Below are 14,555 nucleotides of genomic sequence, written 5' to 3' on the forward strand. Positions count from 1 at the left end.
AAACTAATCCGGAAATACCTCCAATCAGGTGTAATGTTTAATGGGGTCATACAATCAACGGAGGAAGGAACTCCGCAAGGAGGACCTCTCAGTCCCCTGCTTTCAAACATCATCCTTGACAAATTGGATAAAGAATTAGAAGCAAGAGGACATAAGTTTGTTCGTTATGCGGACGACTGCAACATCTATGTAAAGTTACGAAAAGCAGGGGAACGTGTAATGGAATCCATTACGGCGTTCATTGAGCAGAAACTAAAGTTGAAGGTAAATAGGGACAAGTCAGCAGTTGACCGACCATGGAAACGGAGATTTCTTGGTTTCAGCTTTACCATTAATAAAGAACCGAAGGTACGAATTGATCAGCAAAGTATGAAGCGCTTTAAAATGAAGATTCGAGAGATTACCTCTCGGTCAAAACCTCTTCCAATGGAAGTAAGGATTGAAAGGTTAAACCGATATCTAATAGGATGGTGCGGATACTTCGTTTTAGCCGATACCCAAAGCAAATTCAAAGAATTAGATAAATGGATAAGAAGAAGGCTGAGAATGTGCAAGTGGAAACAGTGGAAAAATCCTAGAACGAGAGTGAGGAAACTAATTGGTTTAGGTGTGCCTGACTACAAAGCACATGAATGGGGCAACTCTAGAAAGAAATATTGTAGAATTGCCTGCAGCCCAATTCTACACAAAACCCTCGAGAACACCTACTGGAGCCAACGAGGGTTGAAAAGTCTATATGATCGTTATGAATTTCATCGTCAATCTTAATAGAACCGCCGTATACCGAACGGTACGTACGGTGGTGTGAGAGGTCGGGGGTTAGTCACCCCCTCCTACTCGATTGAATAGGCTATGTTAAACAATATTGTGGTTGATATCTTCATAAAAAAACGCCTCTCGTATATTTCAAAATGTTAATTTTTTTTTGGTTGTGAATTCAAGACATTCTTTATAGGTTTTTGAAGCACATCCACAATGGCTGCTATGATACTTGTTGCCAAGATGCCCATTAGACCTAGAGATATTGGACCTGCTGCATCATCACCTGTGAATTGAGCACGCACCCTTAAATAAACTATTGCTAACAAAATGAAGAAAATGACAGTAAAAGTGCATTTTTTTATTACCTTTAAAGATTGAAGAGATAACTCAGAGAAAGCATTGTTCTTTTCGATATAGGTTAAAAGTTTAAATACTTGATACAACGCCACAGAAAACGTAATACATATTCCATAAGCACATACCAAAAGTGGATATAGCGAATAATCATCCGGGCGCTCTATAACATCTCTTCTTGCTGCTTCAGGCAACAAAAATATACACACGGCAAGCACTGCAATTCCAACCAGAAAAATAATGACCTTTAAGAAAGCGGCAGAACCTAGGTTAACATTCATTTAAAACACCTCACTTATTTAATGACAATGAGATTTTAACATTTAAATTTATTGTTTTACAATAAATTAATATTGTTTTTTATTATATTATTATTGTTATTTAAATATCCTATTAATTTTAACAAAAATAAAAAGCATTTCTCATTACAAAGAAATGCTCTTACTTTAAAATGTTAAATTTACAATTTGTTCAACAAAACTGCCCCGTTAGCCATCCATGAAGCGCAATAATCAGCGCTTCACCACAGAGAATGAAAATGGATACTCCTGTCTATACTGTTTCTACGGCTGGCGGAGAAGGTCGATACACTATTTTTTAGGTACTTTTCTCTCGATTTGATAAATTCCATTGTCAATCACTCTATAATGAATCACATAGTATTAAACATCTGTTATCGCCATAAAAATAGCACTATAATCAGCAAATACGATAGTTATTGTCCAATGTTAATGTTAATTTTTTGTTATTTTTATTGTGATATCAAATAAAAAGCCTTTTATATCAATAAAAAATGACAGACCATTTAATGCTAATCGGTCTGTCATTTTAATAACTATTTTTTTGTTTTTCTCTCCCAAAAGAGAACCCGTTAAAACTAAATCGACCTGCTTTTTTTATAAGAAAATGGTGTGATACCATGGCTTTTGATTGATTTTATGATTATTGGAAAAACTAATTCCATGATGAAAAAAGGGGGTTACAAATATGATTGAAATACCATCCAAGGTGGAAGGTCTACAGTTTGATTTGTACAAGTTGGAACAAAAATTAAAGCCAATCGGTTATTCAATCGGTGGGAATTGGGATTATGACCATGGTGCATTTGATTATAAAATAAGTGAAGATTCTGGGTATCAATACCTTAGGCTCCCCTTTAAAGCCATTGATGGCCAGTTGGATGCCCGTGGCTGCACGGTGGAGTTGGGCCGGCCTTTTCTCTTGTCTCATGAGTATGAAGAAAATATAGATGAGCAAGGGCAATCTGGTGTTTTTTCCGGGACATTCAATCAATTTCAAGAACCTACCGACAAAGATGCAAATTTCCCAAACCAATATATTGATGTTGGGAAGACCCTTGTACAAGAATTGGAAGATCTTCTGTTATAATAATTCCATTTGTTCCCTTTTATAATCGAGGTTAGTTAAATAACTATTAGTAAAAAAATTTTTTGCCACTAGACTCATATGAGTACATTAATGCCAAGCATTAAAAAAATGATGTATTAAAGATTGATTCGAAACTAGAAGGGCGATCATCGAGTGAATAAAAGACATTTTCGGTTAGTGTGAAACTGGAAATGTCTTTCATTGCTCATGGTCAACTTTGTTCTTTTGTTCAATGCATCTAACAAGTATTAGAACTTATAATTCTTTGATTGGTCCAATGGACATTGTTTACAGTACATGTAAGATTTTAACTTTAATAATGTGTCATTCCTCATTTTTAAAAAATTTTTTCATCTCCAAAAAATAGCTTTACATTTCCTCTGAAAATAAAAACAATTACTGGCCATTTCCTACTTATAGGAATAATTTTCTTTTTTAATGCAAAATTTAAAGGAAAAATGAACCATTGGTGAAAAGAAACTTGAGGTGTGGAAAATTGATGAAGGAAATAAAAACAGAACAAAGGTGTATCCTATTTGCCATGCTCATTCTGGCACTTTATCTTTCCCCTTTATTTATATTACAAGAGAATGCCCATATTCGGGTCCATGACAATTTGGATTCTAACATTGCTTGGTATAGAGTATTGGCAAGAAGCGGAGAAATGTTCGGTGGGGTTCAAGGGGTTATCCCACAAATTATTAATGGAATGTTGTCTCGAAACGCCTTTGGAACAGAATTTAGTATCATTGTCTGGCTTCATTATTTTTTCCCTACCATGATTGCTTATGGATTAAGTCAAGCATTAACAAGGTTTGTTGCCTTTTTTGGGATGTACTTGCTGTTAAAAAAACATTTATTGCCAGGTGAAAAATGGGTCATTATCAATATTATGGCCTCACTTGCTTTTGCATTGACTCCATTTTGGCCATCAGGAATGTTGAGTACTTTAGGAATGCCACTCGCACTTTGGGCTTTTCTCAATATTAGAAATGGGGAAGGATCCATTAAAGACTATGTTGTTCTGACTCTTCTCCCTTTTTATGCGAGTATTGTGTTAGGTTTTTTCTTTTTCTTAAGTGCCATGGGGATTTTTTGGTTAACAGATGTTATTCGAAAAAAACGATGGAATTTCCCCTTTCTCCTATCGATTATTTATATGACTTTTGTTTTTTTACTAGTAGAATACCGGCTTGTTTATTCCTTTCTTTTTAAAGAAGAGCCAAACAGTAGGGATGAATATTTTCATGCGGAGCTGCCGCTTTGGCGTGTAATCCGGCTGACATTTAAAAACTATGTGTTTGGACATACCCACGTGATGACTGTTCATACGTTTGTCATTCTTCCTGCCACATTAATTGCGATGTATTTGGTTATTTCCAAAAAACTTTGGAAGCAGGAGAAAATATTTGTTTTTCTATTTGGATTGAATTTTATTTTATCGCTTTGGTATGCCTTTTGGTTTTATGAAGGATGGCTTCCATTAACAAAAAAATTTCATTTCATGGATACCTTTAATTTTGCCCGCTACCATTTTTTAAGGCCACTTGTGATTTATGCCAGTTTTGCACTAGCATTAAAAATCATTTCACTTCAAGGATTCAGCTGGTCTCGGATTGCCAAGGGGCTGGCGATTATGCAGATCATTTTGTTATGCGGATTTAATGATGAAATCATTTATAGGGATAAACCGACTGTTAAGGAGTTTTATGCAGAGGATTTATTCCAAGAGATTAAGGAGTATGTTGCCTTGCCTCAGGAAGATTACAGGGTAGCGAGTATCGGAATCCATCCCGCCATTGCCCAATATAACGGCTTTTATACGCTTGATACCTATAATAATTTCTATCCTTTAAGTTATAAACATCAATTTCGGAAAATAATTGAAAAGGAATTGGAAAAAAATAAAACCATCAAAAAATATTTTGATAAATGGGGTGGACGTTGCTATATTTTCACTGCTCAGCTTGGAAAGAAATATATGATCAAAAAAGATTCCAAACGGCATCTAAAAAACTTGGAATTAAATACAAACGTTTTTAAAGAAATGGGTGGACGCTATATATTTTCTGCATTGCCAATCGATAATGCTGAACAAAATCAGTTATCACTAGAACGAGTTTTTGAATCAAAAAATTCTGCTTGGAAAATTTACTTATACAAAACTTTTTAGACATCGGAGGGATATAGCAGATGACAGAGCCAGTCCTTACTATTGTTGTGCCATGCTATAACGAAGAAGAAGTTTTGCCGGAGACTATGTCTGTTTTACAAAGGCTGCTTAAGGAGCTAATGGATGAAGCGCTCGTTTCTAAGCAAAGCAAGCTTCTATTCGTGGATGATGGAAGTAAGGATGGTACATGGGAACTGATTTATAAAGAAGGATTAAAAAATTCAATGGTCAAGGGGCTTAAACTGTCACGAAATGTCGGGCACCAAAATGCCCTTCTTGCTGGCTTAATTTCAGCAAAGGACCTTTCCGATTGTGTTGTTTCAATTGACGCCGATCTTCAAGATGATATTTCAGTCATTCGGGAGTTTGTTTTGAAGTTTCGCCAAGGTTGTGACATTGTGTATGGCGTGAGGAAAAGCCGAGAAACGGATAGCTTTTTTAAAAGAAGTACGGCACAGGGCTTCTATAAAATGATGAAAAAATTAGGGGTCGATCTTGTCTATAATCATGCTGATTTCCGCCTGATGAGCAAACGGGCACTAAATGAGCTGCAGCGATTTAAAGAAGTAAATTTATTCTTGCGAGGAATTGTGCCTCTTATTGGCTTTAAAACGGACATTGTTTATTATGACAGATTGGAGCGGAAGGCCGGTGAGACAAAATATCCTCTAAAAAAAATGCTGGCCTTTGCCTTTGATGGGATTACCTCATTTTCGGTTTCTCCGATTCGCTTTGTATTATTAATTGGTTTTATTTCCTTTTTAATGAGCCTGATGTTTGGAAGTTATTTTTTGACGCTAAAATTTTTAGGCCATACCCAAACAGGGTGGACCTCACTGATTACATCCATATGGCTGATCGGTGGACTACAATTAATAGCGATAGGCTTAATCGGTGAATATATTGGGAAGATTTATAAAGAAACGAAACAACGTCCTAAATACATTGTAGATATCGATACTTTTAATTTAGGAGTTCCTAGACGCCTCTTGGATCCAGTGGAAGAGGATTTGGGGAGAATTTCTGAGTCAAATCAATAATCATTTGGAAGAGGCTGTTTTAGCCTCTTTATTTTTTTAGTCGTACAACCCTTTCTTTTTGAATAATAATGGGTAGACAGGCTTTTTTGGAGGGGTGTGAATGAACGTATTTTTAAGCTATATTTTATTAGGGATTTCGCTAGCGGCTCCCATTGGCCCTATCAACGCAGCGCAAATAGATCAAGGAATAAGGAATGGATTTATGCACTCATGGCTAATTGGTGTGGGAGCCGTGATTGCAGATGGGATTTATATGTTTATAGTTTACATAGGAGTTGTCAGGTTTCTTGAGACATCATTTATGCAAATCTTTCTCTGGTTGTTTGGATTCTTTGTCCTTCTTTATATTGGCATGGAAACGATTAAGAATGCAGGGAAAGTTCATTTGAATCATACAAGGGGAAGAGATCCATTGACAAAATCGTTTTTTACTGGATTTTTCATGTCCATCTCTAATCCGTTAACGATATTATTTTGGCTAGGCATTTATGGTTCGGTTCTTGCTAAAACAGCAGCAACTTATGAAACAAGCCAGTTGATTCTTTATAGTAGTGCGATTTTTATTGGATTAATTATGTGGGATATCACGATGGCTAGTGTGGCTAGCAGTTTCAGAAAATTTTTAACCTCACGGCTATTAGTGATGATTTCTCTTCTTTCAGGTGTATCATTAATGGGATTTGGTATTTATTTTGGTATTCAGGCCTTTAAGGTAATATTTACTACATAAAAAAGCCGGCAGATGAATGCCGGCTTTTTTATGAGAGTAGAACTTATTTTTGTTTCTTTAAAAAATGTCTAGCTCCAGCCGCATAGTGGCGATACACCTTCGCTTTACTCCTTACGATAAGTCAACATCGAATCGCCTTTGGCTCTTCGTGGTTCCTTTATCTCAGTCGGAGACCACCACAAGGAAGGCGACGGCAGCATAAACATAGCACGACCGAAAGCGCTAGCTTTTGGGAGGAGGTCATACGACGCTGACCAGGGCGCTTTCGCTTTTCTATGCTGTTGGCCATGGTTTTAATACTCGTTTTTTGTTTTTGCTTTTGCTTTTGTTCCATTTTAAGTTCATGATTAAGGTAATAATCCCAATGATCGCAACAAAGCCGAGGCTGATGAAAAATCCGATTCGGCTAGAATCTTGGAACAGGGTACCACTGACTGCAATGAGAATAAGTAGAAAGCCTATGGAATATTTGATTTTCGCCATTGCCTTAATTTTTAGCAACTTCCTTGGCGAGACAAGAATGAACATCCAATTATACATAAGCATTAAACTTGCAGCTGTTGTTATATACTCGTAAATCCGATTCGGCATTATCAAGGCAGAGATAACCGACGCAGCGATGCCCAGCATGGTAACGATTAGCGTAGGAAGCGACACCTTTAGTTTATTTTTTTTGGCGAAGCTGGCAGGGGCATCTCCTTCTTCAGCTAAGGTGACAAGTATGGTAGTGACTCCGTAGAGTGAAGCAGTCATTGTAGAAAAACCCGCAATAATGAGTGTGGCATTAAAAACATGCGGGATAAATGCAAGGTGATAGGCATCCAAGGCAATGACAAATGGACTTTCTTTTGCATTAAATTTGCTCCAGGCAACCATGATTACCGCTAACCCAATGGAGATTGCATAAATAACCATTAAGGAGAACAGCATTACTCTTCCAGCCTTTGGCGCTTCCTTAGGATTTTTTAGTTTGGTTGCCATCAAGCCGAGAATTTCAATGCCACCAAAAGCGTAATAGGCAAAAATTACTGCAGACCATAATCCGATAATTCCACCGGGGAAAATATCTTTCATTTTATTGGGATACTGGATTGGCTGGTCCCCATCCAAGACTCCGAAAATGGCTAAGAATGAGATGATAATGAACATGAGAATGGCTGACACTTTGATGACAGCCAGAATATTTTCTAATTTATTTAATATGCCCACCCCAATTAAAATGACTGTTAAGCCCAGGATTGCATAGCCAGTGGCGAATAGCCAAAGCGGAACTTTTGGAAACCAAAACTGAGAAAAAATAGCTAATGCAGTCATTTGACTGCCCATAATTAATACTTCAGACGTCCAGTACCCCCATCCACTGCTAAAGCCAGCCCATCTCCCGTATGCTTTTTTAGCATAGGAACGGAAGCCACCTTGAAGCGGTTCATTTGCTGTCATTTTTGCAAGTGCATCAAACACAAAATAAGTGCCAACAGCAGCTATGAAGTAGGCGATTAAAATAGAAGGACCGGTCATCCGAATTGCCAGACTAGAGCCTAGAAAAAATCCAGTTCCAATCGTACACCCTACCCCGAACAAGGATAGCTGCCACCATTTCATATTATTTTCCTTCGCCTTAGACTTTGATTGACCCATAAAACTACTCCTCTTTCGAATAAAAAGGTTGAGGCGATTTCCTCAACCTTTTTTATATTTTTCTACCTGTCGACCCAGGTGATTGATCCGTAATGCTTTGATTATTATACTGTTCATCATTTAGGCCCGGTTTTTGTTTTTGGTCCGTACCTAAATATTCTGTTTTATGTTTGCTTAAAACTTGTCTAAATTTATTAAAATTTTCATTGACCACGTGGATTGCCTCATTTCTTTTGTTTTAATTTATTATTTAAGATACACCTTGGCCGCTTTCTTATACTATTTGTTTCGAAAAGGTTTTTGATGGAATTCATTTTTTCTTACATAATCAGCAGCAAATTCAATGAAAATAAAAAGGAACTTCTAATGTTTTCATGCCCATTCAATTATTAAAAAACATGTATTAGTGTTTTTCTTGAAAAAGGGGGATTATTCAAAATGCTATCGACGGAACAGCTTGCCAATTTACGCTTACGATTGTTAAAAGAAAAAGAAGAATTGGAAGAGAATTTGAATCAAAATGACCATTTTGGTTTTGAACGTGGCCATTACCACGAATCAATGGGGGAATTGTCCAGTTATGATAACCATCCAGCTGATGAAGGTACTGACTTATATGAACGCGAGAAGGATAACGCCTTGTTAGAACGCTATAAAATACAGCTAGGGAATATTAATAAGGCTTTACAATCGATGGAAAATGGAACCTATGGAAAATGCGAGGTATGTGGCAAGGATATTCCAGTCGAAAGGCTGGAAGCATTGCCAAATACGACCTATTGTATTGAGCATAGTCCGGATCAGATGACATCACATAATCGTCCAGTAGAGGAAGGCGTTTTAATGCCTCCTTTTGGAAAATTTGATATGGATGAAAAGGATGAGAATGTTGCTTTTGATGCAGAAGATGCCTGGCAGGTTGTCTCCCAATGGGGCACATCTGAAACTCCATCGGATTTCGCATTTACAAAAGAACATTATAATGATGTATCCAATGAGGCGGAAGAAAATGAAGGTTATGTAGAGGACTTTGAAAACTTTGTTGGCAATGATATATATGGAAAAAATATTACCGTTTATCCAACACCACAGCATGAACAATATGAAAATGCTTTAGATGAAGAAGGTATCATGACAAGTTTCGGGGATTTACCTGCTTTTGAACATGATCCATATGTGGAAGATGATAGATAAAAGCAGAAAACAGCTTTCATGATGAGAGCTGTTTTCTCTGATTTTATTCTGTTTTATTGTCTTCTCGTGGAATTTGTTCTTCTTTTCCATTCTCTTGTTCGACGACGGCACCAATTTCACCTTCTGCATATACGTCACTTACTTGCTCATGAGTCGTAGCAATTCCTGATGCAAGCGGGTTACTGTTATGATAGTAACTAGGGTGAAAAAAGCTTCCTGCTACCTCGGTGGCTTTTTTTCGATCTTTTTTTTCCAACATGTATCACTCCTTTGTCGTAAATACATGAGTATTTTCTCTATTTTTATTAATTTTCATCCATGAAAGGAGTTTCCTTAAATGAATAAAAGAAAAGATTTTCCTACAAGAGAGGAATTGGACCAAGCTTTTCACTATCTTCATGATCAAATTAACCGAATCTCTGTTTTAGAAGTAATGGAAATAATGAAAGAAGAAAAAGAAGGGAATAAAGAGTAAAAGAGGTCTTTTTCATAAAAAATTTAAGCGCACCTATCCTTGGCGTGCAATGCTTCTTTAGGGAGGGGTCATAATGGGAGCAAGAGAATCGCTGGCTAAAAAAATTGCCTGGATTAGTGTTGTCAGTAATATCATTCTTACTTTAGGAAAAATGATCATTGGCTGGTACGGGAATAGTGATGCCGTATTTGCTGATGGAATCCACTCAGCGGCAGATGTGGTCGCATCGGTTATTGTCTTATCTGTGATTAAAATTGCCAATAAACCTGCTGATAAAGAGCATCCGTATGGACATGGGAAGGCAGAGGTCATTGTATCTGGTGTTGTAGGGATTTTGCTGTTTTTGGTAAGCATTTATGTGATTTATGAAGGAATTGTTGGATTCTTTCATCCATTTGAATCGCCTACCTTGCTAACCATGTGGGTTGCTTTATTCTCTTATATTTCTAAAGTCATTTTATATCGAAGCTCATTGCGAGTTGCAAAACAGCATAACAGTAAGGCAATTGAGGCTATTGCTTTTGATCATAAAGCTGATATTGCTGCTTCCCTGGCAGCCGCTATCGGAGTGTTATTGTCACTAGCTGGGGAGCGGTTTGATATTGGTTTCTTGTTATACGGTGATAAAGTTGCGAGTATTTTTGTTGCCTATCTAATTTTTAAAATTGCCAAAGAAATGCTAACAGAAGCCTTTGATATATTACTTGAACGGAATATTAACCATGAGACATTACAGGAATATATTACTATTATCAATGAATTTCCTGAGGTAAGGCGATTAGACCGTATTAGGGCTAGAGAACATGGACATTATGTTTTAGTTGATTTAAGGATTTCCATTGACCATTTTAAAACCATTAAAGAAGGTCATGATCTTGCCAAAGCCATTAAAGGGAAATTAATGGATGAATACGATAATATTGAAGAAGTATTGATTCACTTAAACCCATATTTTCCGGAAAATGAGTAATAGACAAAAATCTCATTTGTACTTTCGGTCATTTGGGTTTATGATAGGAAGGGGAAAAAGGCTGGAGAAGTATTATACAGCCTGGTTTCAATAGAAAATGACTAATGATGAGAGGAGTTGATATTTTTGAGTTATTCCATAGACCCGGACCCAAGCAGGCGAGGGGAAGTCAATATAATCTTTGAATGGGTGGAAATGGTTTCGGCAAGAATATCAGCTCTGAATGAAGGTAGTTGGCTTCCTCAAACAAAATGAGTGAGGAGGTTCTTAACATGTTGGAGATCTACAAAAGCACCGATGCTAGGGTTTTAGAAAAAGTGGATGTCATTACAAAAGGTTGTTGGGTAAATATGTCTGCCCCAACGCCTGAAGAAATCGCTAGAGTATCTAATGATGCTCAAGTGGATATTGATATCATTAAGGACGCGCTCGATGATGAAGAGCGTCCAAGAATTGAGCGGGATGACGGTCAAGTGTACATCATCGTTGATTTCCCATACATTGTACACGACGAATCGGGCCTTGCTGTTTATGAAACAATCCCAATTGGAATTATTTTAACCAATGATCATATTATTACAGTTTCCTTAAAGGATTCCCCAATTATTGAAGAATTTCGGAAAAACAGGGTGAAGGAATTTTATACGTTTAAAAAAACACGCTTTGCCCTTCAGCTTTTATTCGTGATTTCTTCCTATTATCTACGCTATTTAAAGCAAATTAATAAGAAAACGAACGAAATTGAACGGGTTGTCCATCAGTCATTGAAAAATAAGGAATTGTATGCTTTTCTGGCCTTGGAAAAGAGTTTGGTTTATTTTACAACCTCCCTTAAATCAAACAAAGTCGTTCTTGATAAAATTCTTCGTTTTAGCTATTTAAAAATGTATGAAGAAGATAAGGATTTATTGGAAGATGTGATTATTGAAATCACACAGGCAATTGAAATGGCGGAAACTTATCATTCGATCTTAACCGGAATGATGAATGCCTTTGCTTCGATTATTTCCAATAACTTAAACATAGTTATGAAGTTTTTAACATCAATCACCATTATCCTCGCATTGCCGACGATGGTTGCCAGTTTCTACGGAATGAATGTGGAACTCCCGTTTCAACACACAAATATGGCCTTTGCTATACCACTTATCATTTCAGCGTGTTTAGCCAGTTTAACAGCTTATATATTTTGGAAAAAGAAATATTTCTAGATTACCAGCTTTTCATAAGCTGGTTTTTATTTTGGTAAAAAATGTATTTAAGAAAAATAGATTATTAAAATAAATTGAGAAATTTTCCCAACCTATTCTACTTGACTTACAAAACTAATAAAGAATTTAATTTATATATTTTTAATAAATATAAATAATTCGATAAAATTCTGTAAGACAGGCGCCATTTATTGTAAAATAATAAAAAAAAGAAAGGCAAGCCTGGTGATCGAAATGGAATATGGTGCATTGATAAAATATTACCGAACCCAAAGAGGTATTACACAAGCGGAGCTTGCTAAAGGGATTTGTTCGGTCCCACATCTAAGTAAAATAGAAAATAACTCAAAAGAAGCTAATAAAGAAACGATTTCCTTGCTGCTCAAACGACTAAATGTCAATGTGGAGGAAATGGAAGAAAAAGAGAGCTTTATTCAAGATTTACTCGGAGATTTGGAAGAAAAAATTAATTATTATCTTATTGATAAAGTAGATGAGACGTATCGTAAATTGCAAGAAATTGAACATATTATTCCTTTTTCCAAACATATTTACAAGTATGAACTCTATAAATATAGATATTTATTATTTAAAGGATATTTAGCCGAAGCAGCAAAACAAAAGGAACTGTTATTTAAGCAGCGGATAAATTTTTCCCAACATGAGGAGTATTTATATAATTACTTTAATGCGATATTTTTAATGATGAAGGGGAAATTTAAAGCGGCAGATGAGTTGTTTGATGCTTTAGATATTGAGCCAAGTACAGAAAAAACGAAAGCAGAATATTTTTATCATCGAGCACATGTAAAAGCTGCACTTGAGCAATCAGGTCATGCCATTCATTTTGGAAAATTGGCCCTTCAGTTGTTTATGAACGAGCATAATTTTTTTCGTATCCTTCATTCACTCATGCTTTTGGGAATTAATTACACACACTCAAATATATACGAGGAAGCAGAAGAGTGTTTTCGCCATTTAATTAGAAATGCCGAGTTATTAAAGCAAGAAAAGTTACTTCCACAAATTTATCATAATATGGGTTTCCTTCAAAATAAGAAATATAATCCAAAGAAAGCATTAAGTTACTATGAAAGAAGTTTAGCATTACAGCCGATCAATAATCCACATTATTTAGTAACTTTATATGCAATTGGGGAAATTCAATATTCCCTTGGTGAAGCAGAAAAGGCAAAAGAGTGCTTTAATGTAGTAAGTAGTTTGGCAAAAGAATTGGGGAATAAGAAGTACCGCTTATTGGCAGAATTTTATCTAATTCATATGCATTCACCAGATCGAGCCTTTAAATATTTAGTATCAAAGGTCATTCCTCATTTAGAAGAAACAAATGAACACAAAAATGATTTAACTCGCTTTTACAAAATGCTTTCAGATTACTATACCGAACAAGGAATGTATCTGGAAGCAGTAAAATATTTAAATAAAATAACGTAGGAGGTATTCAAATGAAAAAACTTGCGATTGTATTGTTTTCACTTTCATTACTCGTTTTTTCTTCTCCAGTGAATGGCGCAAATGATATTAATGTAGTCGTAGAAAAAACATCTAAAGTTGATCATCCGATTCTACCACCAATTTGATTTTAGCTAACTTCCCCCCTGATAATATATTAACAATTCTAGAACCTGTATCACTATCAAACTATTAAAAGGGGAGAGATTCATAATGAAACTTAAACGTTACATTTCTATCTTGGTAATCACATGTGCACTAGCCTTTTCCTTAAGTATCACTAAGGCTTATGCAAATACTCCAACTCAAGTACGTTTGACACCTGATGAGTATTCTGATGTTACTGAATTAAGATGGTACAATGCTGGCCAAAAAATCAGAGTTAACTATGAAAGCTATGATTCAAGTGTTCGTGGATTCACACTGGATTTAGGACTGAAATGGCCAGATGCCCTACATTATGATGCACTTAAATCGGTATGGGTTCCAATGGGAACAAACTATACAGGATTTGATTACACGGTACCGGCTTCTGGCTATTATCTTGTAAAGCTTCATTGTAATGGAGATGGAAGCAAAAATGGTTGTAATGCATGGGCTTCAATGGATGATTATTAAAATTTAATAAATGAAATGAAAATAGAGTGCATACAGTTATATTGTTCAATCAGATCAAAGAAGGACAGCCTTAATCTTGATGGTTAGCTGTCCTTTCTCGTTGAGTTAATACTGGAGAACATGTCATTTCTCGTAAATTTTAATTATCAGGGAGTTTTTGTTTATTTAAGAGAAATATATTTTTGAATAAGCATAGGGCAAGTTCTCCAAGCGAATGACACCATTATTAGTGAAATGAAAAAGCACCGGTAGCAAATAAGTGAACTGCCCCCTGTCAAGTAGACAGTGGAAATAATAAAAAATGATTCAAGCGGCTTTAGCCCTGTATTCAACAGGGCTAAGGCCGTTTAGCTTTTCTTGAAATCTTTCATTATTATAAAAGTAAATGTAATGATCAATATCTTTTGATAATTCCTCAAATGTCTCATACTTATGTAAGTAATATTTCTCACTTTTAAGGGTTCCCCAAAACGATTCCATTGGTCCGTTATCAATACATCTTCCTACTCGCGACATACTATGGGTTAA

At 36.0% G+C, this 14,555-nt stretch carries 17 protein-coding genes; 12 read left to right on the top strand and 5 right to left on the bottom strand.

Annotated elements, in window-relative coordinates:
• A partial coding sequence (locus tag GZA11_RS14710) for a group II intron maturase-specific domain-containing protein (protein WP_268926777.1) occupies nucleotides 1-768 on the top strand: 768 nt, incomplete at its 5' end.
• 146 nt (nucleotides 769-914) lie between these two features.
• On the opposite strand, the gene GZA11_RS14715 is transcribed toward GZA11_RS14710, so the two are convergent.
• Entirely contained in the window at nucleotides 915-1,397 is a 483-nt protein-coding gene (locus tag GZA11_RS14715; RefSeq protein WP_163184278.1) for a DUF2975 domain-containing protein, read from the bottom strand.
• Nucleotides 1,398-2,103: 706 nt separating this feature from the next.
• Here GZA11_RS14715 and GZA11_RS14720 point away from each other — a divergent pair.
• The 4 genes from GZA11_RS14720 to GZA11_RS14735 all read left to right on the top strand — a co-directional run bounded on the left by GZA11_RS14720 (nucleotide 2,104) and on the right by GZA11_RS14735 (nucleotide 6,448).
• A complete protein-coding gene (locus GZA11_RS14720) occupies nucleotides 2,104-2,505 on the top strand; it encodes a YugN-like family protein (RefSeq protein ID WP_163184279.1) in 402 nt (133 codons plus the stop codon).
• A 499-nt stretch (nucleotides 2,506-3,004) separates the two neighbouring features.
• Entirely contained in the window at nucleotides 3,005-4,678 is a 1,674-nt protein-coding gene (locus GZA11_RS14725) for a DUF6044 family protein (protein WP_163184280.1), read from the top strand.
• A 20-nt stretch (nucleotides 4,679-4,698) separates the two neighbouring features.
• Complete coding sequence (locus tag GZA11_RS14730; RefSeq protein ID WP_163184281.1) at nucleotides 4,699-5,718, top strand: glycosyltransferase family 2 protein; 1,020 nt, start codon at nucleotides 4,699-4,701, stop codon at nucleotides 5,716-5,718.
• Nucleotides 5,719-5,818: 100 nt separating this feature from the next.
• On the top strand, nucleotides 5,819-6,448 hold the full coding sequence (locus tag GZA11_RS14735; RefSeq protein ID WP_163184282.1) for a LysE family transporter: 630 nt from the start codon (nucleotides 5,819-5,821) through the stop codon (nucleotides 6,446-6,448).
• Between the two features lie 273 nt (nucleotides 6,449-6,721).
• On the opposite strand, the gene GZA11_RS14740 is transcribed toward GZA11_RS14735, so the two are convergent.
• The gene (locus GZA11_RS14740) at nucleotides 6,722-8,086 is read right to left on the bottom strand and encodes an amino acid permease (protein ID WP_163184283.1); all 1,365 of its coding nucleotides are present in this window, start codon (nucleotides 8,084-8,086) and stop codon (nucleotides 6,722-6,724) included.
• Between the two features lie 52 nt (nucleotides 8,087-8,138).
• Entirely contained in the window at nucleotides 8,139-8,300 is a 162-nt protein-coding gene (locus GZA11_RS14745) for a hypothetical protein (RefSeq protein WP_163184284.1), read from the bottom strand.
• A gap of 224 nt (nucleotides 8,301-8,524) precedes the next feature.
• Between GZA11_RS14745 and GZA11_RS14750 the strand changes: the two genes are divergently transcribed.
• Nucleotides 8,525-9,280 (top strand): TraR/DksA C4-type zinc finger protein, encoded by a 756-nt coding sequence (locus GZA11_RS14750; RefSeq protein ID WP_163184285.1) that lies wholly within the window; start codon nucleotides 8,525-8,527, stop codon nucleotides 9,278-9,280.
• 43 nt (nucleotides 9,281-9,323) lie between these two features.
• Here the strand turns inward: GZA11_RS14750 and GZA11_RS14755 are convergent, their stop codons facing one another.
• Nucleotides 9,324-9,539, bottom strand: a complete 216-nt coding sequence (locus GZA11_RS14755) for a YozQ family protein (RefSeq protein WP_038536968.1) — start codon at nucleotides 9,537-9,539, stop codon at nucleotides 9,324-9,326.
• A 78-nt stretch (nucleotides 9,540-9,617) separates the two neighbouring features.
• On the opposite strand from GZA11_RS14755, the gene GZA11_RS14760 reads away from it, so the two are divergent.
• The 6 genes from GZA11_RS14760 (at nucleotide 9,618) to GZA11_RS14780 (ending at nucleotide 14,027) form a co-directional block, all read left to right on the top strand.
• Nucleotides 9,618-9,755: a hypothetical protein gene (locus tag GZA11_RS14760; RefSeq protein WP_158332800.1), complete on the top strand. Its 138-nt coding sequence runs from the start codon at nucleotides 9,618-9,620 to the stop codon at nucleotides 9,753-9,755.
• A gap of 73 nt (nucleotides 9,756-9,828) precedes the next feature.
• Nucleotides 9,829-10,725, top strand: a complete 897-nt coding sequence (locus GZA11_RS14765; RefSeq protein ID WP_163184286.1) for a cation diffusion facilitator family transporter — start codon at nucleotides 9,829-9,831, stop codon at nucleotides 10,723-10,725.
• A gap of 272 nt (nucleotides 10,726-10,997) precedes the next feature.
• Nucleotides 10,998-11,936, top strand: a complete 939-nt coding sequence (locus tag GZA11_RS14770; protein ID WP_038536963.1) for a magnesium transporter CorA family protein — start codon at nucleotides 10,998-11,000, stop codon at nucleotides 11,934-11,936.
• A 234-nt stretch (nucleotides 11,937-12,170) separates the two neighbouring features.
• Entirely contained in the window at nucleotides 12,171-13,391 is a 1,221-nt protein-coding gene (locus GZA11_RS14775) for a helix-turn-helix domain-containing protein (RefSeq protein ID WP_235925067.1), read from the top strand.
• A gap of 11 nt (nucleotides 13,392-13,402) precedes the next feature.
• Nucleotides 13,403-13,537 carry a hypothetical protein gene (locus GZA11_RS16930; RefSeq protein WP_268926778.1) on the top strand — a complete coding sequence of 45 codons (135 nt, stop codon included), beginning with the start codon at nucleotides 13,403-13,405 and terminating at the stop codon, nucleotides 13,535-13,537.
• 85 nt (nucleotides 13,538-13,622) lie between these two features.
• On the top strand, nucleotides 13,623-14,027 hold the full coding sequence (locus tag GZA11_RS14780) for a hypothetical protein (RefSeq protein ID WP_163184288.1): 405 nt from the start codon (nucleotides 13,623-13,625) through the stop codon (nucleotides 14,025-14,027).
• Nucleotides 14,028-14,333: 306 nt separating this feature from the next.
• On the opposite strand, the gene GZA11_RS14785 is transcribed toward GZA11_RS14780, so the two are convergent.
• The coding region (locus tag GZA11_RS14785) for an IS3 family transposase (protein ID WP_163184289.1) at nucleotides 14,334-14,555 on the bottom strand (222 nt) is incomplete at its 5' end.

Source organism: Neobacillus sedimentimangrovi, from assembly GCF_010614825.1.
GTDB lineage: Bacteria > Bacillota > Bacilli > Bacillales > Cytobacillaceae > Neobacillus > Neobacillus thermocopriae.

Coding starts and splice junctions, on each gene's coding strand:
- GZA11_RS14715 (WP_163184278.1), bottom strand. CDS start 1,397: ATGAATGTTAACCTAGGTTCTGCCGCTTTCTTAAAGGTCATTATTTTT.
- GZA11_RS14720 (WP_163184279.1), top strand. CDS start 2,104: ATGATTGAAATACCATCCAAGGTGGAAGGTCTACAGTTTGATTTGTAC.
- GZA11_RS14725 (WP_163184280.1), top strand. CDS start 3,005: ATGAAGGAAATAAAAACAGAACAAAGGTGTATCCTATTTGCCATGCTC.
- GZA11_RS14730 (WP_163184281.1), top strand. CDS start 4,699: ATGACAGAGCCAGTCCTTACTATTGTTGTGCCATGCTATAACGAAGAA.
- GZA11_RS14735 (WP_163184282.1), top strand. CDS start 5,819: ATGAACGTATTTTTAAGCTATATTTTATTAGGGATTTCGCTAGCGGCT.
- GZA11_RS14740 (WP_163184283.1), bottom strand. CDS start 8,086: ATGGGTCAATCAAAGTCTAAGGCGAAGGAAAATAATATGAAATGGTGG.
- GZA11_RS14750 (WP_163184285.1), top strand. CDS start 8,525: ATGCTATCGACGGAACAGCTTGCCAATTTACGCTTACGATTGTTAAAA.
- GZA11_RS14755 (WP_038536968.1), bottom strand. CDS start 9,539: ATGTTGGAAAAAAAAGATCGAAAAAAAGCCACCGAGGTAGCAGGAAGC.
- GZA11_RS14760 (WP_158332800.1), top strand. CDS start 9,618: ATGAATAAAAGAAAAGATTTTCCTACAAGAGAGGAATTGGACCAAGCT.
- GZA11_RS14765 (WP_163184286.1), top strand. CDS start 9,829: ATGGGAGCAAGAGAATCGCTGGCTAAAAAAATTGCCTGGATTAGTGTT.
- GZA11_RS14770 (WP_038536963.1), top strand. CDS start 10,998: ATGTTGGAGATCTACAAAAGCACCGATGCTAGGGTTTTAGAAAAAGTG.
- GZA11_RS14775 (WP_235925067.1), top strand. CDS start 12,171: ATGGAATATGGTGCATTGATAAAATATTACCGAACCCAAAGAGGTATT.
- GZA11_RS16930 (WP_268926778.1), top strand. CDS start 13,403: ATGAAAAAACTTGCGATTGTATTGTTTTCACTTTCATTACTCGTTTTT.
- GZA11_RS14780 (WP_163184288.1), top strand. CDS start 13,623: ATGAAACTTAAACGTTACATTTCTATCTTGGTAATCACATGTGCACTA.